The sequence below is a fragment of the Isoptericola haloaureus genome, from assembly GCF_036689775.1.
Lineage (GTDB): Bacteria > Actinomycetota > Actinomycetes > Actinomycetales > Cellulomonadaceae > Isoptericola > Isoptericola haloaureus.
Genome location: NZ_JBAGLP010000099.1, coordinates 109,319 through 132,151 on the forward strand (window position 1 = coordinate 109,319; position 22,833 = coordinate 132,151).

At 73.4% G+C, this 22,833-nt stretch carries 24 protein-coding genes and 1 tRNA gene; 12 read left to right on the plus strand and 13 right to left on the minus strand.

Annotated elements, in window-relative coordinates:
* Nucleotides 1-51: 51 nt before the first annotated feature.
* Nucleotides 52-1,023, plus strand: a complete 972-nt coding sequence (locus V5O49_RS01575; RefSeq protein WP_332900690.1) for an aldo/keto reductase — start codon at nucleotides 52-54, stop codon at nucleotides 1,021-1,023.
* 9 nt (nucleotides 1,024-1,032) lie between these two features.
* Here V5O49_RS01575 and V5O49_RS01580 read toward each other — a convergent pair whose 3' ends face one another.
* The gene (locus V5O49_RS01580; protein ID WP_278237277.1) at nucleotides 1,033-1,290 is read right to left on the minus strand and encodes a primosomal protein; all 258 of its coding nucleotides are present in this window, start codon (nucleotides 1,288-1,290) and stop codon (nucleotides 1,033-1,035) included.
* A gap of 73 nt (nucleotides 1,291-1,363) precedes the next feature.
* Between V5O49_RS01580 and V5O49_RS01585 the strand changes: the two genes are divergently transcribed.
* The 3 genes from V5O49_RS01585 to V5O49_RS01595 are packed head-to-tail and all read left to right on the plus strand — an operon-like array spanning nucleotide 1,364 to nucleotide 2,835.
* On the plus strand, nucleotides 1,364-1,570 hold the full coding sequence (locus V5O49_RS01585; RefSeq protein ID WP_278237276.1) for a DUF5703 family protein: 207 nt from the start codon (nucleotides 1,364-1,366) through the stop codon (nucleotides 1,568-1,570).
* 1 nt (nucleotide 1,571) lies between these two features.
* Nucleotides 1,572-2,348, plus strand: coding sequence for a fructosamine kinase family protein (locus V5O49_RS01590; RefSeq protein ID WP_332900691.1), 777 nt, complete (start codon nucleotides 1,572-1,574; stop codon nucleotides 2,346-2,348).
* 4 nt (nucleotides 2,349-2,352) lie between these two features.
* Entirely contained in the window at nucleotides 2,353-2,835 is a 483-nt protein-coding gene (locus V5O49_RS01595) for an NUDIX hydrolase (RefSeq protein ID WP_332900692.1), read from the plus strand.
* On the opposite strand, the gene V5O49_RS01600 is transcribed toward V5O49_RS01595, so the two are convergent.
* From V5O49_RS01600 to V5O49_RS01635, 8 genes are all read right to left on the minus strand, one after another.
* A complete protein-coding gene (locus tag V5O49_RS01600) occupies nucleotides 2,822-4,165 on the minus strand; it encodes a M20/M25/M40 family metallo-hydrolase (RefSeq protein ID WP_332900693.1) in 1,344 nt (447 codons plus the stop codon). The two genes, V5O49_RS01595 and V5O49_RS01600, sit on opposite strands and share 14 nt — an antisense overlap.
* Nucleotides 4,162-5,769 (minus strand): ABC-F family ATP-binding cassette domain-containing protein, encoded by a 1,608-nt coding sequence (locus tag V5O49_RS01605; RefSeq protein WP_332900694.1) that lies wholly within the window; start codon nucleotides 5,767-5,769, stop codon nucleotides 4,162-4,164. The genes V5O49_RS01600 and V5O49_RS01605 overlap by 4 nt, the downstream gene beginning before the upstream one ends.
* Nucleotides 5,770-5,998: 229 nt before the next feature.
* A complete protein-coding gene (locus V5O49_RS01610; RefSeq protein WP_332900695.1) occupies nucleotides 5,999-6,940 on the minus strand; it encodes an SDR family oxidoreductase in 942 nt (313 codons plus the stop codon).
* Nucleotides 6,937-7,857 carry a bile acid:sodium symporter family protein gene (locus tag V5O49_RS01615; RefSeq protein ID WP_332900696.1) on the minus strand — a complete coding sequence of 307 codons (921 nt, stop codon included), beginning with the start codon at nucleotides 7,855-7,857 and terminating at the stop codon, nucleotides 6,937-6,939. The genes V5O49_RS01610 and V5O49_RS01615 overlap by 4 nt, the downstream gene beginning before the upstream one ends.
* Nucleotides 7,854-9,224, minus strand: a complete 1,371-nt coding sequence (locus V5O49_RS01620) for a flavin-containing monooxygenase (RefSeq protein WP_332900697.1) — start codon at nucleotides 9,222-9,224, stop codon at nucleotides 7,854-7,856. The genes V5O49_RS01615 and V5O49_RS01620 overlap by 4 nt, the downstream gene beginning before the upstream one ends.
* A 105-nt stretch (nucleotides 9,225-9,329) precedes the next feature.
* Entirely contained in the window at nucleotides 9,330-9,935 is a 606-nt protein-coding gene (locus tag V5O49_RS01625) for a GNAT family N-acetyltransferase (protein WP_332900698.1), read from the minus strand.
* A 31-nt stretch (nucleotides 9,936-9,966) separates the two neighbouring features.
* Nucleotides 9,967-11,115, minus strand: coding sequence for an AI-2E family transporter (locus tag V5O49_RS01630; protein WP_332900699.1), 1,149 nt, complete (start codon nucleotides 11,113-11,115; stop codon nucleotides 9,967-9,969).
* Nucleotides 11,116-11,162: 47 nt separating this feature from the next.
* A complete protein-coding gene (locus V5O49_RS01635; protein WP_332900700.1) occupies nucleotides 11,163-11,933 on the minus strand; it encodes an SDR family NAD(P)-dependent oxidoreductase in 771 nt (256 codons plus the stop codon).
* 650 nt (nucleotides 11,934-12,583) lie between these two features.
* On the opposite strand from V5O49_RS01635, the gene V5O49_RS01640 reads away from it, so the two are divergent.
* The gene (locus tag V5O49_RS01640; RefSeq protein WP_332900701.1) at nucleotides 12,584-12,955 is read left to right on the plus strand and encodes a DMT family transporter; all 372 of its coding nucleotides are present in this window, start codon (nucleotides 12,584-12,586) and stop codon (nucleotides 12,953-12,955) included.
* Nucleotides 12,952-13,989, plus strand: coding sequence for an aldo/keto reductase (locus V5O49_RS01645; RefSeq protein WP_332900702.1), 1,038 nt, complete (start codon nucleotides 12,952-12,954; stop codon nucleotides 13,987-13,989). Before V5O49_RS01640 ends, V5O49_RS01645 begins: the two co-directional genes overlap by 4 nt.
* 372 nt (nucleotides 13,990-14,361) lie before the next feature.
* Here the strand turns inward: V5O49_RS01645 and V5O49_RS01650 are convergent.
* A tRNA-Leu gene (locus V5O49_RS01650) sits at nucleotides 14,362-14,446 on the minus strand.
* A gap of 125 nt (nucleotides 14,447-14,571) precedes the next feature.
* Between V5O49_RS01650 and V5O49_RS01655 the strand changes: the two genes are divergently transcribed.
* The 4 genes from V5O49_RS01655 to V5O49_RS01670 all read left to right on the plus strand — a co-directional run bounded on the left by V5O49_RS01655 (nucleotide 14,572) and on the right by V5O49_RS01670 (nucleotide 18,848).
* Entirely contained in the window at nucleotides 14,572-16,407 is a 1,836-nt protein-coding gene (locus V5O49_RS01655) for a glycoside hydrolase family 15 protein (RefSeq protein ID WP_332900703.1), read from the plus strand.
* 10 nt (nucleotides 16,408-16,417) lie between these two features.
* Nucleotides 16,418-17,467: a glucose 1-dehydrogenase gene (locus V5O49_RS01660; protein WP_332900704.1), complete on the plus strand. Its 1,050-nt coding sequence runs from the start codon at nucleotides 16,418-16,420 to the stop codon at nucleotides 17,465-17,467.
* Between the two features lie 9 nt (nucleotides 17,468-17,476).
* On the plus strand, nucleotides 17,477-17,950 hold the full coding sequence (locus tag V5O49_RS01665; protein WP_332900705.1) for a pyrophosphohydrolase domain-containing protein: 474 nt from the start codon (nucleotides 17,477-17,479) through the stop codon (nucleotides 17,948-17,950).
* A gap of 64 nt (nucleotides 17,951-18,014) precedes the next feature.
* Entirely contained in the window at nucleotides 18,015-18,848 is an 834-nt protein-coding gene (locus tag V5O49_RS01670; protein ID WP_332900706.1) for a metal-dependent hydrolase, read from the plus strand.
* 4 nt (nucleotides 18,849-18,852) lie between these two features.
* Here V5O49_RS01670 and V5O49_RS01675 read toward each other — a convergent pair whose 3' ends face one another.
* Nucleotides 18,853-19,602 carry an MBL fold metallo-hydrolase gene (locus V5O49_RS01675; RefSeq protein WP_278237258.1) on the minus strand — a complete coding sequence of 250 codons (750 nt, stop codon included), beginning with the start codon at nucleotides 19,600-19,602 and terminating at the stop codon, nucleotides 18,853-18,855.
* Between the two features lie 171 nt (nucleotides 19,603-19,773).
* Between V5O49_RS01675 and V5O49_RS01680 the strand changes: the two genes are divergently transcribed.
* On the plus strand, nucleotides 19,774-20,616 hold the full coding sequence (locus V5O49_RS01680) for a serine protein kinase RIO (protein ID WP_332900707.1): 843 nt from the start codon (nucleotides 19,774-19,776) through the stop codon (nucleotides 20,614-20,616).
* 103 nt (nucleotides 20,617-20,719) lie between these two features.
* Here the strand turns inward: V5O49_RS01680 and thpD are convergent, their stop codons facing one another.
* The gene (gene thpD, locus V5O49_RS01685) at nucleotides 20,720-21,619 is read right to left on the minus strand and encodes an ectoine hydroxylase (RefSeq protein ID WP_332900708.1); all 900 of its coding nucleotides are present in this window, start codon (nucleotides 21,617-21,619) and stop codon (nucleotides 20,720-20,722) included.
* Nucleotides 21,620-21,796: 177 nt separating this feature from the next.
* Between thpD and V5O49_RS01690 the strand changes: the two genes are divergently transcribed.
* On the plus strand, nucleotides 21,797-22,195 hold the full coding sequence (locus tag V5O49_RS01690) for a hypothetical protein (RefSeq protein WP_332900709.1): 399 nt from the start codon (nucleotides 21,797-21,799) through the stop codon (nucleotides 22,193-22,195).
* A 30-nt stretch (nucleotides 22,196-22,225) separates the two neighbouring features.
* Here V5O49_RS01690 and V5O49_RS01695 read toward each other — a convergent pair whose 3' ends face one another.
* Nucleotides 22,226-22,822, minus strand: a complete 597-nt coding sequence (locus tag V5O49_RS01695; protein ID WP_332900710.1) for a GNAT family N-acetyltransferase — start codon at nucleotides 22,820-22,822, stop codon at nucleotides 22,226-22,228.
* Nucleotides 22,823-22,833 lie beyond the last annotated feature (11 nt).

Below are 22,833 nucleotides of genomic sequence, written 5' to 3' on the forward strand. Positions count from 1 at the left end.
GCCCGGCGCGGTTCCCGGAACCGGACGACCGGCCCCGGTAGGGTCGCGGCCATGGAACGACGCCAGGTGGGGGGCTCGGGGCTGCACGTCTCGGCGCTGGGGCTGGGCACCATGTCGTGGGGCCGCGACACCGACGCGGACGACGCCGCGCAGATCCTGCGGGCCTTCCTCGACGGCGGCGGGTCGTTCGTCGACACCGCCGCCTCCTACGGGGACGGCGACGCCGAGCGGATGCTGGGTGCGCTCCTGGACGGCTCCGTCGCCCGCGACGACGTGGTGCTCGCCACCAAGGCCGGGGTGCGGCACGGGCCCCGCGGCACGCACCGGGACGCCTCGCGCGGCGGGCTGCTGGGCGAGCTCGACGCCTCCCTGGGCCGGCTGGGCACCGACCACGTCGACCTGTTCCTCGTGGCCTGCCCCGACCCCGTCACGCCGCTGGAGGAGACCGTCTCGGCGCTGCGGCTGGCCGTGTCCTCCGGGCGGGCCCGCTACGTGGGGCTGTCGAACTTCCCGGCCTGGGCCTCGGCGCGCGCCGCGACGCTGCTGGAGGCCGGTGACGGGATCGGGCTCGCCGCCCTGGAGCTGGAGTACTCGCTGCTGCAGCGGGGGCTGGAGCGGGAGGTCGCCCCCGCGGCCTCGGCGCTCGGGCTCGGCCTGCTCGCCTGGTCCCCGCTGGGTCGTGGTGTGCTGACGGGCAAGTACCGGCGCAGCGTGCCGGCGGACTCGCGGGCCGCCTCGGACCGGCTGGCCGGGTTCGTCGAGACGTACGTCGAGGACGCCGGGGCGGCGGCGGTCGTGGAGGCCGTGGCCACGGCCGCGGACGGCCTGGGCCGGGCCCCGCTGGAGGTGGCGCTGGCCTGGCTGCTCGCCCGTGACGCGGTGGCCTCCGCCGTCGTCGGCGCCCGCACCCCGGCCCACCTGCGCGGTGCGACGGCGGCGCTGGACCTCGCGCTGCCCGCGGAGGTGCACGCGGCGCTCGACGACGTCTCCGGGCTGCCGCTGGGCTACCCCGAGCGGGCGTAGCCGCCCGTCTCAGCGAGCGCTGGCGTCGTCGTCCTCGTCGTAGTCGTCGTCCTCGTCGTCGTCATCGTCGTCGTCGAGGTAGAACGGCGTCACCTCGCTGTAGGCCTGGGCCAGGGCGTCCTCGTACACCTCGAAGGCGTCGGCGAGCACCTCGTAGGCGTCGTCCACGGCAGGGTCCTCGTCGCTCCGGCGGGACGACACCGCGTGGAAGTGCCCCTCGAGGGCGGCGACGAATCGGTCCAGCGCGGCACGCGGGTCAGCGGTCATGCTCCGACCGTAGCGCCCCGCACGGCAGAATGGGCACACGAAAACGACGGACGGCCTGATCGGGAGGCGACGGATGGCTTCGAGCTGGCGCACGCACGGGCAGTACGAGTACCGGGTGGTCACGATCGACCGGGGCACGTCCGTCCCGGACGCCCGGAGACAGCTCACCGAGGAGGCCGAGTACGGGCGCTGGGAGCTCGCCCGCACCCGTCTCTACATGGGCGGCGAACGCCGGGTGTGGTTGCGGCGCAAGATCATCAAGGCGACCTCCACGCTCTGAGATGGACGCCTTCCGCAAGTCCCGGCACGGGTCGCCGCCCGGGTTCTTCGCCACCGAGGCGGCGGGCCTGCGCTGGCTCGCCGTCGACGGCGGGCCGCGGGTGGCCGCGGTGCTGGACGTCGGCCCCGGGCACCTCGACCTGGAGCGCCTCGAGCCCGCCCGGCCGACGTCCCCCGCGGCCCGGTCGTTCGGCCGCGCGCTGGCCCGGCTGCACGACGCCGGAGCGCCCGCCTTCGGCACCCTGCCCCCGGACGCCGGGCGCGGCTGGTTCGGGCCGCTGGACGACCCGCTGGACATGCCGGCCGGCGCGTTCGAGGACTGGCCCGCCTTCTACGCCGAGGCACGGCTGCGGCCGATCGTCGCCCAGGGCCGCGAGCGCGGGGTGCTCGACCGCCGGGACGCTGCGGCGATGGAGGCGGTGTGCGGGGCGCTGCCCGACCTCGCCGGTCCGCCGGACTCCCCCGCCCGGCTGCACGGCGACCTGTGGTCGGGCAACCTGCTGTGGACCGCCGCGGACGACGGCGGCACCGAGGCGGCGCTCATCGATCCCGCCGCCCACGGCGGCCACCGGGAGACGGACCTGGCGATGCTGGCGCTGTTCGGTGCGCCGCACCTGGACGAGATCCTCGCCGGCTACGACGAGACCCACCCGCTCGCCGCCGGGTGGCAGCAGCGCGTCGAGCTGCACCAGCTCTACCCGCTGGCCGTGCACGCGGTGCTGTTCGGCGGCGGGTACGTCGACGGGGCCCGGCGGTCGATGGCCGCGCTGGGCGGCTGAGACCGTGCCGGTCACCAGCGCCGGGCTGCTGTTCTACCAGCCGGGCACGGACGGACCGATCGTGCTGCTGGCGCACATGGGCGGCCCGTTCTGGGCCCGGCGCGAGGCCGGCGCCTGGACCGTGGTCAAGGGAGAGGTCGGCGACGGCGAGGACGCCCACGCCGCCGCCGTGCGCGAGGCCGGCGAGGAGCTGGGGCTGACGGTCCCGGAGCCCGTCGTGCCCGACGTCGACCTCGGGGAGATCCGGCAGCGCTCCGGCAAGCGGGTGCGGGCCTGGGGCCGCTGCTGGCCCGCGCCCGGACCGGACCTGTCGGCCGTGCGCAGCAACACGGTGCGGGTGGAGTGGCCACCCCGCTCCGGCCGCCACCTCGAGGTGCCCGAGATCGACCGCGCCGCCTGGTTCACCCCCGACGAGGCGCGTCGCGTCCTGGTCCGGGGCCAGGACGTGCTGGTCGACCGGCTGGAGGCGGCGCTCAGCAGGTCGTGAGCAGCCGGTCCAGCACGCGGGTGCCGAACTTCAGGGCGTCGACCGGGACGCGCTCGTCGACGCCGTGGAACATGCCCGCGAAGTCCAGCTCGGCGGGCAGGCGCAGCGGCGCGAACCCGTAGCCGGTGATGCCGAGCCGAGCGAGCGACTTGTTGTCGGTGCCGCCGGACAGCGTGTACGGCAGCACGGCCGACCCCGGGTCCTCGGCGTGCAGGGAGTCCACCATCGCGTCGACCAGTCCCCCGCTGAACGGCACCTCGAGGGAGCGGTCGGCGTGCAGCGTCTCGATGCGCACGTGCGGTCCGGCCAGCTCGCGCAGCACCCCCATGGCCTCGGCCTCGTGGCCGGGCACGGTGCGCATGTCCAGGGCGGCGGTCGCCGTGCCCGGGATGACGTTCGCCTTGTACCCGGCGTCGAGCTGGGTCGGGTTGGTGGTGTGCCGCACGGTGGCGCCCACGAACTTCGCGGCGGGGCCGAGCGCGTCCACCAGGGCGTCGACCTGGTCCGGGTCGGCGCCGCCCTCGGGGTCGAAGGGCAGCCCGGTCAGGTCCGCCACCCCCCGCAGCAGCCGCTCGACCGTCGGGGTCAGCGTGTAGGGCCAGGCGTGCTTGCCGATCCGGGCGACGGCCGCCGCGAGCTCGGTCACGGCGTTCTCGTGGTTGACCTGCGAGCCGTGCCCGGCGCGGCCGTCGGCGACCAGGCGCAGCCAGGCCAGACCCTTCTCGGCGGTCTGGACCAGGTAGGTGCGCCGGCCGTCGACGTCCACGGAGAACCCGCCGACCTCGCTGATGGCCTCGGACGCGCCCTCGAACAGCTCGGGGTGGTTCTCGACCAACCAGCGCGCGCCCAGGACCCCGCCGGCCTCCTCGTCGGCGAACATGCCGATGACGACGTCGCGGGCGGGGCGGCGGCCCTCGCGCACCATCTGACGCACGACCGAGAGGATCATGGCGTCCATGTCCTTCATGTCGACGGCGCCGCGGCCCCACAGCAGGCCGTCGATCTCCTCGCCCGCGAACGGGTCGACCGACCAGTCGGCGGCCTGGGCGGGCACGACGTCGGTGTGCCCGTGCAGCACTAGCGCGTCCCGGGTCGGGTCGCTGCCCTCGAAGCGGGCCACCACCGACGTCCGTCCCGGGCGGGACTCGAACAGCTGCGGCTCGAGCCCGACGTCGGCCAGCAGCCCGGCGACGTACTCGGCGGCCTTGCGCTCGCCGGGACCCTGGTTCTCGCCGTAGTTGGAGGTGTCGATGCGCAGGAGGTCCTGGCAGATCCCCACGACCTCGTCGGCGGCGGTGGGCTGGTGAGGGGCGGTACCGGGTGCGTTCACGAGGACACCGTACCCACCGCCAGCCGACCGTCCGGACGCAGCTCGACGTGGGCGTCGAGGCCGAGACGCTCCAGGAACGCCCGGTCGTGGCTGACCACCAGCAGCGCGCCCCGGTAGGACGACAGCGCCTCGACGAGGCGGTCGACGCTGGCCAGGTCCAGGTTATTCGTCGGCTCGTCGAGCATCAGCAGCTGGGCGGGCGGCTCGGCGAGCAGCAGCCGGGCCAGGTGCACCCGGAACAGCTCCCCGCCGGACAGCGTGGCCACCGGCCGGTCGACCTGGGCGCCGCGCACGAGGAAGCGGGCCAGCCGGCCGCGCAGGTCGCCCGGGGCGACGCCGGGTGCCCCGGCGCGGACGGCGTCCAGGACGGTGGCGCGGGGATCCAGGACGTCGAGGCGCTGCGGCAGGTAGCCCACCCGGTCGGTGCACAGCCGGCCCGCGGGCGACGGCCCCGCGAGCAGCCGCTCCAGCAGCGTCGTCTTGCCGACGCCGTTCGGTCCGGTCAGGGCGACCCGCTCCGGGCCGGCGAGGACCACGTCGCGGCCGTCGGCCGAACCCAGCACGGCGATCCGCCGGGACGCGGGGACGTCGGGGTCCGGCAGGTCGACCGTGATGCGGTCGTCGTCCCGGACCGCGCTCCGGGCGGTCTCGACGGCGGCGCGCGCCGTGCTCTCCGCGGCCTCCGCGGCCCCGCGCCGCGCGCCCTGCGACTTCTCCGCGCTGTTGCGCCGGTCGTTGATCGCCGCCTTGACGAACTTCGCGTCGGCCGCGTCCTTGCGCCCCTGGCGCTGGGAGTGGGCGACCCGTTCGGCGATCTTGATCCGTTCGCGGCGTTCGCGGCGCCAGGTCTGCTCGGCGTCCCGCACCGACCGCACCGCGGCCTCCTGCTGGACGGCCAGGTGGTCCTCGTAGGCGCTGTACGGCCCGCCGAACGTCGTCAGCGACCCGGCCCGCAGCTCGGCGGTGGCGTCCACGAGCTCGAGCAGCGCACGGTCGTGGGAGACCACCACCAGGGCGCCGCGCCAGGTTCGCACCAGCTCGGCGAGCCGGTCCCGCGATCCGGCGTCGAGGTTGTTGGTCGGCTCGTCCAACAGCGCCACGTCCGGGCTGCGCAGCCGCAGCCCGGTGACGGCGGTCAGCACGGCCTCGCCGCCGGACAGCGTGCCGACGGTGCGGTCCAGCGCGCCGCCGGAGTGCGGAAGGTCGACGGCCGCGAGCGCCGCCACCGCCCGCTCCTCGACGTCCCAGGCGTCGCCGACGGCGTCGAAGAGCTCGGGGCGCACGTCACCGTCGGTGATGGCGCGCACGGCGTCGACGGCGGTACGGACGCCGAGCAGGCCGGCGACCGTGGCGCGGGTGTCGAGGGTGAGGCGCTGCGGCACGAGGCCGACGGCGCCGACCACGGACACGCTGCCGCGGGTCGGCGTCAGCTCACCCGCCACGAGGCGCAGCAGGGTCGACTTGCCGGTGCCGTTGTCGCCGACGAGGCCGGTGCGGCCGCGTGGGAAGGTGCCGGTGACGGCCTCGAGCGCGGTCGCGCCGTCGGGCCAGGTGAAGGCGAGGTCCTGCAGGACCACGGCGGGGCTGGGGGCGGGTGCAGGCATGGGTGGCTCCCGGGGGACGTGGCGGTCCGCGCCGACGTCCCGCGCCCGCCACGAGGTGCACCGGTCCGGGTGCGGGCGGGCAGGGGTCAGCGCGAGGTCGTCGGACCGTGCGCCGGGTGGGTCACCTGCTCGCCTTCCGTTCGTCCCCTCTCACACGCGGCCTGCCCGCGGGGACTCCCGAGCAGGGTGGCACGCCGTCGCCCCGTGACGCCACGGTTTTTCGCATCCGTCATCCGCGCACGGTCAGCCACTGCTCGAAGGCCTCGCGGCTGGTGTACCGCGGGGTGTAGCCGAGCTCGGTGCGCAGCCGGGTGTTGTCGAGCACCGGGCGGTAGCGCAGGAAACCGACCCGTTCGGGGCCGTGCACGGTCAGGCGCAGCGCCCGGCCGACGCGCAGCACCCCGGCGAGCAGCGGTGCGGGCAGGTCGAGGGTGCGCTTGCCGAGCCGGTCGGCGATGTCGGCGACGGTCATGCGTCCGTCGCCGCAGACGTTGAACGCCCCCGTCGCGGTCCCGGTGGCCCCGGCGACGATCGCGCCGGTGACGTCGCCGACCCAGGCGAACACGAACGGGCCCTCGGAGCCGCGTACGCGGACCAGCCGCGGCGCGTCCCACAGGGCGGTGATCTGGTTCGCCACGCCCGGACCGAGGATCGTGCCGATCCGCAGGATCACCTGCTCGAGGTCGGGATGGTCGCGGCGGTAGTCCGCGAGCATCTCCTCCACGAGCCGCTTGTGCCGGGAGTAGGTGAACTCCTCGTTGCCGCGCACCGGGTCGGTCTCGCGCAGCGGCACCGGGTTGTCGGCGTGGTAGCCGTAGGCGGCGCCCGAGGAGGAGATCACCACGCGCCGCACTCCCCCGGCGACGCAGGCCTGCAGCACGTGGCGGGTGCCGTCGACGTCCACGCGCCGCTCGGTGTCCTCGTCCAGCGTGCCGGGGTTCACGATCGCGGCGAGGTGCACCACGGTGTCGACGCGGTGCTCGGCGACCGCGTCCCGCACGGCGTCGGCGTCCGTGACGTCGAGCGTGACCGCGGTGACGCCGTCGGGCAGCGTGGCGGGTGCGCGCAGGTCCGCCGAGACGACGTGCGCGACGTCGTCCCGGTCCGCGAGCGCCGCGACGGTGTGCGACCCGAGGAACCCGGACCCGCCCGTGACCAGCACGCGCCTCATGCCGACACCTCCTGCGTCTGGCGGGCGCGGGTGCGCCGCGCCCAGAGGGTCGCCAGCGTCAGGCCGGCGATGATGTCCCAGATGCCCCACCAGCCGGCCACGACCGCCATCCCGCCGATGCCGTCGAAGAACGTCATCACCAGGCCGAGCCCGAGGGCGGCGTTGCGGATGCCGACCTCGAACGTCACGGCCTTGCGCTCGCGGACCTCCAGCCGTCCGGCGCGGGCGGCGGCGTAGCCGAGGGCCAGCGCGACGGCGTCGTGCAGGAACACGGCGACCAGCACCACGCCGACCCAGGCGACGAAGACGGCGAAGTTGCCGGCCAGGGCCGCCACGACGAAGCCGATCAGCGCCAGGATGCTCACGACGTGGACGGGGCGGTGGGCCTTCGCGGCGACGGCGGGCCAGCGGGTGCGCACCAGCAGGCCCAGCGCGAAGGGCACGCCGATGATGAGCACGATGTCGAGCATCATCTCCAGCGGGTCGAGGCTGACCTCGGCCAGGATCTCGCGGCCGGTGGGGTGCAGGCTGCCCCACAGCGCGATGTTCAGCGGCATCGCCACCAGGTACAGCGCGTTGCCGACGGCCGTCAGGGACACCGACAGCGCCACGTTGCCGCCGGAGCGGTAGGTGAGGATCTGCGAGACGTTCCCCGGCGGGCAGCAGGCGACGAGGATCATGCCCATCGCGATGGACGCCTGGACGCCGAGGACGAGCGTCAGCACGAACGTGACCGCGGGCAGCAGCACGATCTGCGCCACCAGGGCGAGCACCGCCGCGCGCGGCGCCCGGCGCAGCACCCGGAAGTCGGCCGGCGAGGTGTCCAGCGCGATGCCGAGCATGATCAGCGCCAGCACGACGCTGAGCGCGACCATCGACCCCGGCGAGAAGTTCACGACGACGTCGTCGATGTTCATCGCTCGCTCCGGTTCGTCGTCGCCGGCACGAGCTCGTCGGCGAGCCGGCGCACGGTGCGGCGGTAGGCGTCCTTGTTGACGTAGTAGCTCATCCGCTCCAGGCCGAGGTAGCGGTAGCCCCCGGTCAGGTCGGGCCATCGCTCGCCGACCCGGCGCCGGAACGCCGCCACCCGGTCGCGGGCGGCGGCGTCGCCGTCGGCGCTCGCGGCCTCCGCGGCGAGGTAGCGGGCGACGAGCTCCGCCTGCTCGGCGCGGCCCTGCCAGCCGATCCCGGAGGCCTCGAGCATGCCGACGACGAAGAGCCCGTTGAGCGACGGCGGGACGATGTTGCAGAACAGCTCGGGAGCCGTGCCCGAGCCGGGGCCGTCCCAGGCGAGGTGCTTGGGGTCGACGAACGGGTAGTCCAGCTTGTACCCGGTGGCGAGCAGCACGAGGTCGTACTCGCCGTTGGTGCCGTCGACGAAGTGCACGGTGCGGCCCTCGAAGCGGTCGATGTCGCGGCGGACCCGCAGGTCGCCCTGGCCCGCGTGCTGCAGCACCAGGGAGTTCACCACCGGGTGGGACTCGTAGATCTTGTGGTCGGGCGCCGGGAAGCCGAAGCGCTGCGGGTCGCCGTTGAGGAGGGTGAGCACCCGGGAGTCGACGGCCTGCTTGATCCGTGCCGGCAGCGGGCGGCCCTGGTTGAGGGTGTCCGTGGGGCGACCGAGCAGGTACCGCGGCACGAACCAGTACCCGCGCCGCACCGACAGGTCGACCGAGGCGGCCCGGTGCACGGCGTCGACCGCCACGTCGCAGCCCGAGTTGCCGCCGCCGACCACGAGGACCCGCTTGCCGGCGAACACGTCGGACCGCTTGTAGTCGGACGAGTGCAGCAGCTCGCCGGTGAACTCGCCGGCGAAGGTCGGCACGTTGGGCTCGGCCAGGGTGCCGTTGGCGACGACGACGTGGCTGAAGCGCTCGCGGTGCGTGGCGCCGTCGGGCCCGGTGGAGCACACGTCCCAGCCGGCGCGGCCCGTCGGGTCGCCGTCGCCGGGCTCGACGGCGGTGACCCGGGTGCCGAACCGGTAGTGGCGGCGCAGGTCGAAGACGTCGGCGTACTCGTGGAAGTAGCGCAGCAGCTCACGGTGGCTCGGGTAGTCGACCTGGGTCGACATCGGCAGCTCGGTGAACTCCGTCGTCGTGCGCGAGGAGATCAGGTGCGCCGACTCGTAGACCGTCGAGCGCGGGTTGTCGATGTCCCACAGCCCTCCCACGTCGTCGTGGGCCTCGAAGCCGGTCAGCGGCACCCCGTGCCGGTCCAGGGCCCGGGCGGTGGCCAGGCCGGACGGTCCGGCTCCGATGACCGCGACTCGCCGTTGCAGCGTCATTGCGTCAACACTCCTCCTGCTTTGCCGCGCCGTGGTGTGTCGCGACATCGCAGGAGTGTACGACCCGCGCGCGGGCGGCTTGCCCAGGAGGCGCCCAGGATTCGTTCAGAAAGCGGCGGAATCGTGCGGCCAGGGCTCGTCCGGCTCCCGCGGGTCGCCCGGCAGCAGCGCCCCGATCCAGTCGTCGCGCAGCTCGCCCCGCTGCACGCCGTGGCGCCGCATCGTGCCCTCGAACCGGAAGCCGAGCTTCCACGCCACCCGGCGCGAGGGCCAGTTGCCCACGAAGGCGAGCCACTGCAGGCGCTGCAGCCCCAGCCCCTCCGGGTCGAGCGCCCAGTCGGTGACCAGGCGACCCGCGGACGTCGTCAGGCCGCGGCCCCGCGCGTCCGGTGCGGTCCAGTACCCCAGCTCCCCCGTCAGCGGCGTCCCGTCCGGGTGCCGCGCGGTGACGGTGACGCCCATCATCCCCAGCACCGGTCCGTCGGCCCGACCGGGCGCGCGCACCGCCCAGGTGAAGTCCTTGTCCTGCTCCCAGCCCTGGGCCACGTACCCCGCCACGAAGCCCTCGGCGTCCTGGCGCGAGTACGGCGACGGCACGGTGGTCCAGGACGCGATCTGCTCATCGGTGCACACCGCGGCGATCCGGTCGACGTCGGCGTCCGTCGGGACGGAGAGCAGGACCTCGGGGCTGCGCAGGACGAAGGGCTCCATGGCGGGATCCTGCCACGGGCGACAGGCCAGGTCAGGCCCTTTCCGCGCCGTCCGCTCCCGGGGCCGTGCCGGCGCTGTCGTCGTCGGCCGGGTCCGGAGTGGCCAGCGCGCCGGGTGGGACGGGGACGGGTCTGTCGCCGCGCAGGGTGGAGAACACGGTCCAGGCCACGGCCACGAGCGGGACGGCGACCACCGCACCGAGGAGCCCGGCCAGCACTGTGCCCGCCAGCACGACCACGGCGACCACGACCGGGTGCAGGGACACCTGCTTGCCCATGATGAGCGGCTGCAGCACGTGCCCCTCGAGCTGGCCGATGGCGGCGATGCCCAGCGTGACGATGAGGGCGGTGATGAAGCCCTCCGCCGCGAGGGCGACGACGGCGGCGATGATCATCGCCAGCGGTGCGCCGATGAGCGGGATGAAGGCGCCGATGAAGACCAGGACCGCCAGCGGTGCCGCGAGCGGCACGCCGAGGATCATCAGCAGCACGAAGGCCAGGATCCCGTCGATGAAGGCGATGATGACGGTGCCGCGGGCGAAGCCGGAGAAGGTGTACCACCCGGCCCCGGCGGCCTCCACCCAGCGGGTGCGGTGCGCGGAGGGCACCTGGTGCAGGAACCAGTGCCACATGCGGTCGCCCGAGTGCACGAAGAAGACGGTGAGGAAGATCGCGAGCGCCGCGACCATGAAGCCCTCGATGACGGACCCGGCGCTCTCGGCCGCCTGACCGACGAGGTTCTCGGCGTTGTCCGCCACCCACTGCTGACCGGAGTCCAGCCACTCCTGGAGCTGGCCCGCGCTGATCGACAGGCCGAAGAGCCCGGTCTCCAGGAAGTCGAGGATCTGCTGAACACCGGTCTCGAACTGTCCGCCGAGCTCGGTCCACTGCCCGGCGACGGACGCCACCACGTAGGCCATCAGCCCGCCGAAGAGGACGACGCCGGTCAGCAGCGCGAGCGTCGTGGCCAGCGCGCGGGGCATCACCCGGTCGTACAGGTCCGCCAGCGGCCGGAAGACCGAGGTGAGCACCAGCGCCAGGAAGATCGCGAAGAAGACGAACTGCACCTGGGCGGTGGCGTACACGACCAGCGACACCGCCACGACCAGGGCGACCAGTCGCCACGACCACCCGGCCGCGCTGCGCAGCCACTGCGGGACGTTCTCCCTCGCCTCGGCCACGACGCTCCTTCCACCTGGGTCGTGACCAGTCTGCTGCGCCGTCGGGCTCAGTGCACGGAGAACCCGCCGTCGACGTGGATCGACTGGCCGGTCACGTAGCCTGCCGACGGGCTCGCGAGGAACACCGCGGCCCCGGCGAAGTCCGCGGGAACCGAGTTGCGACCCACCAGCGTGCGGTCCGCGAGCGCCGCCACACGCCCCGGGTCGCTGCTCAGCCGCTCGTTGAGAGGGGTAGGGACGAACCCGGGCACGAGCGTGTTGGCGGTGACGCCGCGCGGCGACCACGCCTCGGCCTGGGACCGGGCCAGCGACTCCAGGGCCCCCTTGGACACCCCGTACACGCCGCTGGTGGCGAAGGCGCGGTGCGCCTGCTGAGAGCTGACGTGGATCAACCGGCCGTAGCCGCGCTCGGCCATCCCGGGCCCGAACCGCTGGCCCAGCAGGAACGGGGCCTCGAGGTTGACGGCCATCGTGGTGTCCCACACGGCCTCGTCGACCTCGGCCAGGGGCGGGCGCAGGTTGACCCCCGCGCTGGAGACCACGACGTCCGGCTCGCCGAACGGTTCGACGGCGGACTCGGCGACCTCGTGCACGCCGGACCGGGTGGACAGGTCGCCGACGACGACGGCACACCGGGCGCCGGAGGCGCGCAGCTCGGCCGCGGTGGCGTCCAGCGCCTCGCGTCCGCGGGCCACGAGGACGACGGCGGCACCGGCTCCGGCCAGCGCGGTGGCGATGCCGCGGCCGATGCCGGAGCTGCCGCCGGTGACGAGGGCCGTGCGGCCGGCGAGGGAGAACAGGTCGTCGAGGAAGGGCACCGACGCAGCGTAGCCGCGGACGGGCATGCCCCTCGTCAGGGAATGTCGGAGGCCCCCGGTCGTGGAACCAAGGGCCTTCGACGTCGCTGTCTCGACGAGCGTTCGGAGGGGGACTCACGACCCGCCCCGACCTGCTGCAGCCGGTGTTGCGGGACGACGGCCCCGGGTAGTGCGGGGCGCGCTGTGGTCCGTCGACACGGTGGCCAAGGGTCGGCTGACGTCGTCGGTGGGATACGACGAGGCGGTCGTCCACGACAGCCACCGGGTCGACGCCAGCCCGAGACAGACCCTCGTGAAGCGGGTACCCGCAGAGCCTCCCACCGGTTGGCGAGGCGACCTAGCCTGCGAGTGCACGCGACGCACAGCGACGGAGAGTGCACCCGGCGACACGAGGGTGGACGAGCCGTCGGCCCGACGAAGCACGAGAGACGACTGTCGATGGCTCTCGACGAGCAGCACACCCCGACCAACGACGTTGCCACTGGCGCGCCCATCCTCCCGGCAGAGTGCAACGACACACGATCGTCCACGGAACGAGGGGCAGACCACCCATGACAAGCACGAAGGCAGACGTCTCGGTGCAGCGCCTCGGCCGAGGCGGAGGTTCTCGGTCCGCCTCGCGCCGCGCGACCCGGGGCCGGGCAGGACGAGTGGCCTGGCTGGCTCTGGTTCTCAGCGGGTTGCTGGAACTCGTGTGGGCCACGGCCTTCGCCGCCTCCGAGGGATTCGCCCGGCCGCTACCGGTGTTCGTGTTCCTCGTCGCTTTCATCGCCAGCGGGGTCGGGCTCGGGTACGCGATTCGCACGGTTCGGGTCGTCCTCGCCTTCGTGGTGTGGGCGGTCATCACCGGGGCGGTGACCGCGATCTGGGCGTTTCTCACCGGTGTCGACGTCTCCAGCGTGGTCGTGGTGGCGGTGCTCGGCGTGGCGCTCGGCTCTGCGGTGGGGCTGCACCTTGTCTACCGACGCCGCGCGCTGGCCACGTCGCCATCGTCCACGCAACGAGAAGGAGACGACTCATGAGAAGAACGACCACCCACAGGTCCGTGCCGCGAGCTGGCGGAGACGATCAGGTGGGAGGCTCGCAGCAGTTCTCCCGCCGCTCTGTGCTCGGGCTGGCGGGCCTCGCGGCAGTGGCCGGCCTGGCTGCCTGCTCGTCCCCGCGCTCTGGTGAGTCAACCACCGTCGCCACACCGGCCGGACCCTCCAACTCGCCTGCTGTCTCGTCGTTCGACCTGGCCGGCGGCAGCAACGGCCGGGCCCCCACCGTGGCACTGAACAGCGGACACGCGATGCCAGTGGCGGGAATCGGCACCCTCCAGCTGGATCAGCAGCAGGCCTACGACTCGGTGACCGCAGCGCTGGCAGCGGGCGTCAGGCTCATCGACACCGCGTACGCGTATCGGAACGAGGCGCAGGTGGCGCAGGCCGTCAGGGATTCAGCCGTGCCACGCGAAGACGTCTTCCTCTCCACCAAGCTCTTTCCGACCCAGTTCGCGACCGCCGGGGCGGCGATCGACGGGGCGCTGGAGAGGATGGGCGTGGACTACCTCGACATGATGCTGCTCCACCGCACTGGGCCGTTCGACACGACGGCGTATCACGCCATGGAGCGGGCGATGGAGGAGGGCAAGCTCCGCTCCATCGGGGTGTCGAACTGGTATCGCGAGGATTGGGAGCCCTTCCTCGCCAACGTGTCGATCCCTCCCGCGATCGTCCAGAACGAGAACCACCCGACCTATCAGGATCCGTCCCTCGTGCCCTACGTGCACGACCTGGGCATCGCCTACGAGTCCTGGTACCCGCTCGGCGGTCGGGGCCACGTGGCACAGATGCTGGCCGACCCGACGATCACCGAACTCGCGCAGTCGCTGGGCAGATCTCCGGCCCAGACCATCCTCAGGTGGAACCTCCAGCGAGGCGTCATCGTGATACCTGGGTCAGGCGATCCGGACCATATCGTCGAGAACATCTCGGTCTTCGATTTCGAGTTGTCCGCTGAGCAGATGGAGACGATGAACGCCCTCAACCGAGACGAGAAGTTCGGGATCTTCTAGGCCCCCGGGAACTGCTGCCCGATAGGTGACACCGGACCTGTGGTGCCCTCGGTGTACAGCAACAGCAACCCGGACCGATCCGCGAGCCCACGCAGTCCTGGCCGTGGCGGACCCGTGGGCCGCCGGGCTCGCGACTCCTCCGGTAGGTCCACGGGCACGTCCACTTCGAGCTACGTGGTGTCGGTCAGCGGATCGACCCGCCAAGACACGGTCCGCGTGAACCGCTTGCCTGGCACCAGCGCGCCAAGGCAGGTCATGGCCCATGGCGATGCGGCAGCCTCGGGGCATCTCCGACCCGATGGAGCGCAGGCCAGAACGTCGAAGGCCCCCGGTCGTGGAACCGGGGGCCTTCGACGTCGCTGTCTCAACGAGTGTCCGGAGGGGGACTTGAACCCCCACGCCCTATAACGGGCACTAGCACCTCAAGCTAGCGCGTCTGCCATTCCGCCACCCGGACGAGTGGACCGTCCCGAGGCCTCTGCCTCGTTCCGGCGCGGTAAGAAAGATAGCACGGTGAGGGCCCTGACCTGCAAACCGCCCAGCCGTGGCGCAGGTCACGCCCCTGCCCTAGCGTGACGGAGGATGACGCTCCGGATCGAGGACTACGGCCTGATCGGCGACCTGCAGACGGTCGCCCTCGTGGGGCGCGACGGCTCGATCGACTGGCTCTGCCTGCCCGACATCGACTCCCCCGCCTGCCTCGCGGCCCTGCTGGGGGACGACTCGCACGGGTCGTGGCGCATCGCTCCTGCCGGCGCCGGGACGTGCACGCGGCGCCGCTACCGCGGGGAGACGCTCGTGCTGGAGACGGAGTGGGAGACGCCCGACGGCCACGTCCGGGTGACGGACCTCATGCCGCCGCGCGGTCGCACCCCCGACCTGGTCCGGATCGTCGAGGGAGTGAGCGGCCGCGTTCCGGTCGAGAGCACCCTGCGCCCCCGGTTCGACTACGGGGCCGTCGTCCCGTGGGTCACCGAGTCGCCGAGCATCCTGGGGACCGAGCGCAGCGGGACCGTCTGCGCGGTGGCGGGTCCCGACGCACTGAACCTCGCGGCGACCGTGCCCCACGCCGTGTCGGGCGAGACGATCAGCTCGCGCTTCGAGGTGGCGGCGGGTGACCGCGTCGCCTTCGTGCTCAGCTACCACCGCTCCTACGACCCGGTGCCCGAGCCGGTGGACGCCGAGGACGCGCTGGCCGACACCCTGGAGTTCTGGCAGGAGTGGGTCGGCAAGACCCGGTACGAGGGTCGCTGGGGCGACGCGGTGCGGCGATCGCTGATCACGCTCAAGTCGCTCACCTACGCCCCGACGGGTGCGATCGCCGCGGCGGCCACGACCTCGCTGCCCGAGCAGATCGGAGGCACCCGCAACTGGGACTACCGCTACTGCTGGCTGCGTGACGCCGCCTTCACCCTCCTCGCACTGCTGAGCACGGGGCACCGGGACGAGGCCAAGGCCTGGCGGGAGTGGCTGCTGCGCTCCGTCGCCGGAGACCCGGCCGACCTGCGGATCATGTACGGCCTCGACGGCCGCCGTCGCCTCCCCGAGGGGACGCTGGACTGGCTGCCCGGGTACGAAGGCAGCACACCGGTGCGTGTCGGCAACGGCGCCGCCGACCAGCTCCAGCTGGACGTGTGGGGCGAGTCCCTGGTGGGCCTCAGCCTGACCCGGTCGAACGGCATCGCCGAGGACGACGACACGTGGCGGTTGCAGAGGTCCCTGCTGGACCACCTGGAGGGCCACTGGGACGACGTGGACAACGGCCTGTGGGAGGTGCGCGGGCCCCAGCGCCCGTTCGTGCACTCCCGGGTGATGGCCTGGGCGGGCGTCTCCGCGATGATCCGCGGCGTCGAGCGCTACGGCTTGGACGGACCGATCGACCGGTGGCGGATGCTGCGCGAGTCGATCCGCACCGACGTGCTGACCCACGGGTACGACGCCGAGCGCAACACCTTCACCCAGTTCTACGGGTCGCGCGGACTCGACGCCTCCCTGCTGCTCATCCCCCGGGTGGGCTTCCTACCGTGGTCGGACCACCGGGTGGTCGGCACGGTCGACGCCGTCCAGCGCGAGCTCAGCCGGGACGGCCTGCTCCTGCGCTACCGCCAGGACGCCGACGACGTCGACGGTCTGGAGGGCCGCGAGGGCACGTTCCTGATCTGCAGCTTCTGGCTCGTCGACGCCCTGCACGCGATCGGCCGCGACGCCGAGTCGCACGCGCTGTTCGACCGCCTGCTCGGCCTGCGCAACGACCTCGGGCTGCTGTCGGAGGAGTATGACGTCACCTCCGGGCGTCAGCTCGGCAACGTCCCCCAGGCGTTCAGCCACCTGGGCGTCGTGAACTCCGCGCGCATCCTGTCCGGCATCCGTGGCGCCGGCACCGACATGACCGGCATGCCCGAGCACCCCACCGCCTGAGGAGAGCACCGTGAGAGCGCTGACCGTCGTCCCCGGACGCACCGGGACGCTGGACGTCACCGAGGTCGCCGACCGCACGGCCGGTGCGGACGAGCTCCTCGTCGACGGCGTCGCCGTCGGCGTCTGCGGCACCGACCACGAGATCGTGCAGGGCGAGCACGGGACGCCGCCCCCGGGTCACGAGCGTCTCGTGCTCGGCCACGAGTCGCTCGGCCGGGTCCGCGAGGCGCCGGCCGGCTGCGGGTTCGAGCCCGGCGACCTCGTCGTCGGCGTCGTGCGCCGGCCCGACCCCGTCCCGTGCGGCGCCTGCGCCCACGGCGAGTGGGACATGTGCCGCAACGGGCTGTTCACCGAGCACGGGATCAAGGAGGTCGACGGCTTCGCCGCCGAGCAGTGGACCATCGCCGCCGACCGTGCCGTGCGCCTCGACCCGGCGCTGGGCGACCTCGGTGTGCTCCTCGAACCGACGAGCATCGTGGCCAAGGCGTGGGACCAGGTCGACCGGATCGGCCGGCGCGCGTGGTTCGACCCCCGCACGGTGCTGGTCACCGGTGCCGGGCCGATCGGCCTGCTCGCCGCCCTCATCGGGATCCAGCGCGGGCTCGACGTGCACGTCCTGGACCAGGTCTCCGACGGCCCCAAGCCCGACCTGGTGCGGGCGCTGGGTGCCACCTACCACCAGCAGGACCTGCCGACGGTCGCCGACCGGATCGAGCCCGACGTCATCGTCGAGTGCACCGGCGCGCCCTCCGTCGTCGTGGACACGTTCACCTCGACCAGGCCGTACGGCATCACCGTCCTGACCGGGGTGTCGTCGGCCGGCAGGCACGTCCCCGTGGACGCCGGCGCCGCCAACCGCTCGGTCGTGCTGGAGAACGACGTCATCGTGGGATCGGTGAACGCCAACCTGGCCCACTACCGCACCGGCGCCGACGTGCTGGCCCAGGCGGACCACAACTGGTTGGCGGGCCTCGTCACCCGTCGGGTGCCGCTGCACCGGGCGACCGAGGCGTTCGACCCGCAGGGAGACGACATCAAGGTCGTCGTCGACATCGGCTAGCGTCCCTCCATGCCGACCGAACGCGAGATGGTCCGCCAGTTCCACGACGCCTTCGAGGTCCCGGTGAACGACGGCGCCCCGGACCTCGACCTTCCCGACGACCGGCTGCGCCTGCGGTACCGGCTGGTGGCCGAGGAGTTCGCCGAGCTGACCGGGGCGATCCTCGGTGCGGACGCCCGCGCCGTCGTCGAAGCGGCCGTGGAGCGCGTCGTCGAGGGTTCGACGGCGGAGGCCGACGCCGTGGCCACCGCCGACGCCACGGGCGACCTGCGCTACGTACTGCACGGGCTCGAGCTCGAGTGCGGCATCCCCGAGTCCGTGTTCGCCGAGATCCACGCGTCCAACCTGGCCAAGCTCGGCCCGGACGGGACGGCCGTGCGCCGCGCCGACGGCAAGGTCCTCAAGCCCGCCGGGTGGCGGCCGCCCGACGTGGCGGGCGTGCTGGCCGCGGCAGGTTTCCGCCGCGTCGGCGGCGACGTGTAGCGTTCGTCCGGTCCCGGACCAAACGGTCATCCGGGGTCACACCGGACGAAGGAGCACACGCGCCATGATGGGTGGGCACCACGCCGCCTCGGGAGCGGCCGCCTGGGTGGCGGTCACCGCCACGACCCCGATCGCGTTCGGCTGGTACCCGGTCTCCGACGTGGGCGTGATGACCGGAGCCCTCGTCTGCGCGGGTGCCGCACTGCTGCCCGACGCCGACCACCACAACGGCACGATCTCCCACTCGCTGCCGCCGCTGTCGGAGGCGATGACCAAGGCCGTCTCGACCGTCGCCGGCGGGCACCGCAACGCCACCCACTCGATCCTCGGCATCGCCGTCTTCACGCTCGTCGCGTGGGCCATGAGCTTCCTGACGATCAGCACCGAGACCTTCGGCCAGGTGCTGATCGGACCGGGCATCATGGCGGTGGTGCTCGTCGCGTTCGCCGTCCGGGCCCTGAAGCTGACCGGGCAGCGGCGGTGGTGGACCTGGACCCTGTCGGTCTCCCTGGCGGCGTTCGTGGCCGTGTTCGCGCCCGAGGAGTGGTACTGGATGCCGTTCTGCGTCGGGCTGGGCTGCGCGGTGCACATCCTCGGCGACATGCTGACCACCCGCGGCGTGCCGCTGCTCTGGCCGATCCGCTTCCGGTCGCCCCGCTGGGTCCGGCGGCACCGCTGGCTGCCGTTCGACGACATGTGGAGCCCGCGCGGCAACATCTCGGTGCCGCTGCTCGGCGACGCCGGGTCGTGGCGCGAGTGGCTGGTGATGACCCCCGTCAGCCTCTACGCCCTCGTCGGCGTCGCCTGGGCGGTCCTGGACCAGATGGGTTTCGACACCGTGGGCGCCTGGGACGACGCGACGGCTCTCGTCGCGACCGCGGCCGGGTCGCTGGGCTGATCCCTCAGCCCGGGACCGCTCCGCGCGGGTCGTCCGGGACGCGCCCGGCGAGCAACGCGTCGACGTAGCGCCGGTCGGCGTCGAGCCTTTCCTGCGGGCGCCACGACGGCGTCCCGTGACCGGGGACGACGACGGCCGCCCGGGCCACGAACGGCGCCAGCCGTTCCAGCCCCTCCCGGTAGCCGGCCAGGTCCGTGGCACCGGAGATCTCGTCCCACGGCAGGGGCGGCTCGACGTCGGAGAGCATGTCACCGGCCACCAGCACCCCGGCCTCGGGCAGCCACAGCGCGGTGTGCCCCGGCGCGTGCGCGTCGTGCACGACCAGCTCGGTCGCCGGCAGCTCGCCGTGGGGATCGGGCACGGCATCGCCCTCGACCGGACGGACGGCCGCGAAGAGCGCCCGCACGTCCGGGGCGCGGTGCTCGGGCGTCAGGGCGGCGTCCAGGGCGCCGCGGTGCTGCCGCACGGCGCGGGCCGCCCGCACCGAGGCCCACCGCGGCACGTCGCCGAACCGGGGATGCCACAGCAGGTGGTCGTGGTGGGCGTGCGTCGACAGCCCGGCGGCGACCCCCACCGCCCGCGCGTCGAGCTCGTCGGCGATCGAGGCGAGCTCGTCGTCGTCCCACGCCGGGTCCACGAGCAGGGCGGGTCGACGACCCCCGCGCCGACCGGGCCCGAGCGCCAGCACGGACGTCGTCGCGTCGCGCCGGCTGGAACGGACCAGCACGTCGTCGGCCACGGGGTGGAAGGCCATGGCGGCACGCTAGCGCGAAAATGCCGTGCGCCCGCGGCGTCGGGCGGGCCAGACTGGCACCGCACGCGAGACCACGGACCCGCGACGTGCGCGGGCCGGCACGGAAGGAGGCCGAGCGATGACCCTGACCCATCGGACCGTTCGAGCCGTCACCACCCGAAGGACCCTTCCGTGCCCCAGAAGCTCACCCTGACCCTGACCACCTCCGACGACGACGGTCCCGGACCCGACCAGCGCTGGTCGACCTGGACGACGGTCACCAAGGGCCAGCGCGGCCCGACGCCACGACCCGACTGGGTCGTCACGGCCGCCGCTGCCCTGGACACCGAGCTCGGCGTGCTCAAGACCGGCAAGGAGGCCGACGTCTTCCTCGTCGAGCGCGCCGTGCCCGACGACCCCGCGCAGAGCTCGCTCCTGGCGGCCAAGCGCTACCGCTCGCCCGATCACCGGCAGTTCCACCGCGACAGCACCTACACCGACGGACGCCGGGTGCGCCGTACGCGCGACCAGCGCGCGATCGAGGACCGCCGCTCCGCCTGGGGACGGGCCGTGCGCGCCACCCAGTGGGCCGACGCCGAGTTCACGACCCTGGGCACTCTCTGGGACGCCGGCGCACCGGTGCCCTACCCGGTGCAGGTCGACGGCACCGAGCTGCTCATGGAGTTCGTCGGGAGCGTCGACGACGACGGCGTCGCCGTGGCCGCACCCCGGCTGGACCGCAGCCGACCCGGCCCCGCGGAGCTGCGCGACTGGTTCGACCAGCTCGTCGCGGCGATGAGCGTGCTGGCGCGGCTCGGCTGGGCGCACGGCGACCTGTCGCCGTACAACGTGCTCGTCGACGACGGCCGGCTGGTCGTCATCGACCTGCCCCAGGTCGTCGACCTGGTCGCGAACCCCGCCGGCCCGGAGCTGCTGCACCGCGACTGCCGCACCGTGTGCCGGTGGTTCGCCGCCCGCGGCCTGGAGGTCGACGCCGACGAGGTCTTCGCCGACCTCCTGGCCCAGGCCTGGTGACAGCACTGGCGCCGGTGCGCGAGAACGCACCGGCGCCAGGACCGACAGACCGGCGGCCGACCTGAGCCGGGCACACCGTGCCCGGACCAGCCCGGCTCCCGGACTACCGCAGCGGCGTGGTGTCGCGGCTGCCGATGTGCTCGGGCCGCGGCGCGGGCGCGCTGTACGGCTCGGTGAGCGCGTTCTCGATGCTGTTGAACACCAGGAAGATGTTCGACCGCGGGAACGGCGTGATGTTGTTGCCTGACCCGTGCATGATGTTCGCGTCGAACCAGAGCGCCGAGCCGGCCGCTCCGGTGAACTGGTCGATGCCGTACCTCCAGGCGAGCTCGGTGATGGCGTCCTCCGACGGCACACCGATCTTCTGCTCCTTGAGGGAGTCCTGGTGGTAGTTCTCCGGGGTCTCGCCGACGCACGGCACGTAGGTGCGGTGCGAGCCCGGCATGACCATCAGGCCGCCGTTGTAGGGGTAGTTGGGCGTCAGCGCGATCGAGCAGCTCACGGCACGCGGGGCCGGCATGCCGTCCTCGGCGTGCCAGGTCTCGAAGTCCGAGTGCCAGTAGAAGCCGGCGCCCTTGTAGCCGGGCATGTAGTTGACGCGCGTCTGGTGCAGGTACACCTCCGAGCCGAGCAGCTGGCGGGCGCGGTCCAGCAGCCGCGGGTCCCGGGCGAGCGCGTCGATCCGCTCGCTGAGCTTCGTCACCTCGAAGATCGACCGGACCTCGCCGGAGCTCTTCTCGGTCACGACGCGCGGGTCGCCCTGCAGCGACTCGTCCGAGGACAGCCGGCTCAGCTCCGCGCTGTAGCGGGTCACCTCGTCGGGGGTGATGAAGTCCTCGAGGACTGTGAAGCCCCGCTGCGCGTGCGCGTCGAGGGCGTCGGCGTCGAACGGGCCGTCCTCGGCCGTGCCCCACACCGTGGGGTGCTCGCGCTCGATGAACTCGCCGGGCTGGGCCAGACGGCTCGGGTAGAGGTCGGTCGTGGTCTCGACCGTGGCGGTCATGGGTCTCCCTTCTCCCGGATCGACCCGGGATCGTGGCGTCTCATGCACGCGGCGTGCCCGCCCCGTCGGACCCGACGGTGCGAGCACGCGCACCCTCCAGTCAGTACGTGACCCGACCGGGGATGTCAAAGCCCGACACGGCTCGTGTGTGCCGGGGACCCGGCCTACCGTGAGGAGATGGGCACGGACTTCGAGGACTACGACCACGAGGCGCTGCGTACGTACTTCGTCGAGCAGGGTCTGGCGCTCGGCTCCGGCGACCTCGAGGCGGTGGCCGACCGGTTCGACGCCGCCGCGGTGCTGGTCCTCGCCGAGGAGACCGTCGCGCTGCAGAGCCCTGAGCAGGTGCACGACCTGCTGCGCGAGCACGCCGGCGCCCCCGACCCGGGCGACGCCGTCGCCCTCGTGCCGGAGGTGACCGACAGCGCCGAGCTGGGCTGGGCGCTCCTGTGGGTCGAGGTGCGCTGGAGCCTGCGGGACGAGCTCGCCGCGGAGAGGGCCAGCCGGCACGTGCGCTACCTGCTGCGACGGGCCCGGGGCACCTTCGAGGTCTGCGTCGTCGTCCCGCTGCCCTGACGCTGCTGTGATGCCCCGCCGGCCCCTCCGTCAGTCGGTGGCCAGCTCCCGGCGCAGCACCCACCGCGGCAGCCGCCCGCTCGTCGCGGCCGTCTCGCCGACGCGGTCGAACCCCGCCGACTCGAACAGCGGCACGGTGCCGACGTACGCCGCGCCGACGGGGACGCGGCGGCCCGGCTCGGGCTCGACCGGGAACCCCTCGATCACCCGGCCGCCGTGGGCACGGGCGTGGTCGACGGCACCGTGCAGCAGCGCCCGGGCGACCCCGCGGCGTCGGTAGCCGGGGCGCACGACGAAGCACATCACGACCCAGGTCGTGCCCGCGGTCTCCGGGTCGCTCCGCGGCAGCACGCGGGACCTCTGCAGGGAGGGCACCGCCGACCGCGGGGCGAGACCGACCCAGCCCACGACCTCCTGCGTGCCGTCCTCGTCGAGGTAGGCCAGCAGTCCCGGGCGCGGGTCGTGCGCGCTGAGCTCGCGCAGGTGCGCGGCGCCCTCCCCGGGCGACAGCCCGCGAGGGCGACGCCAGGCCAGGCACCAGCACGCCCGCTCGTGCCCACGCGGGTTGAGCAGCGTGGCGACGTCGTCGAACCTGTCGGCCGTGGCCGGCTCGATCCGGTAGCCCATGGCCCCACGGT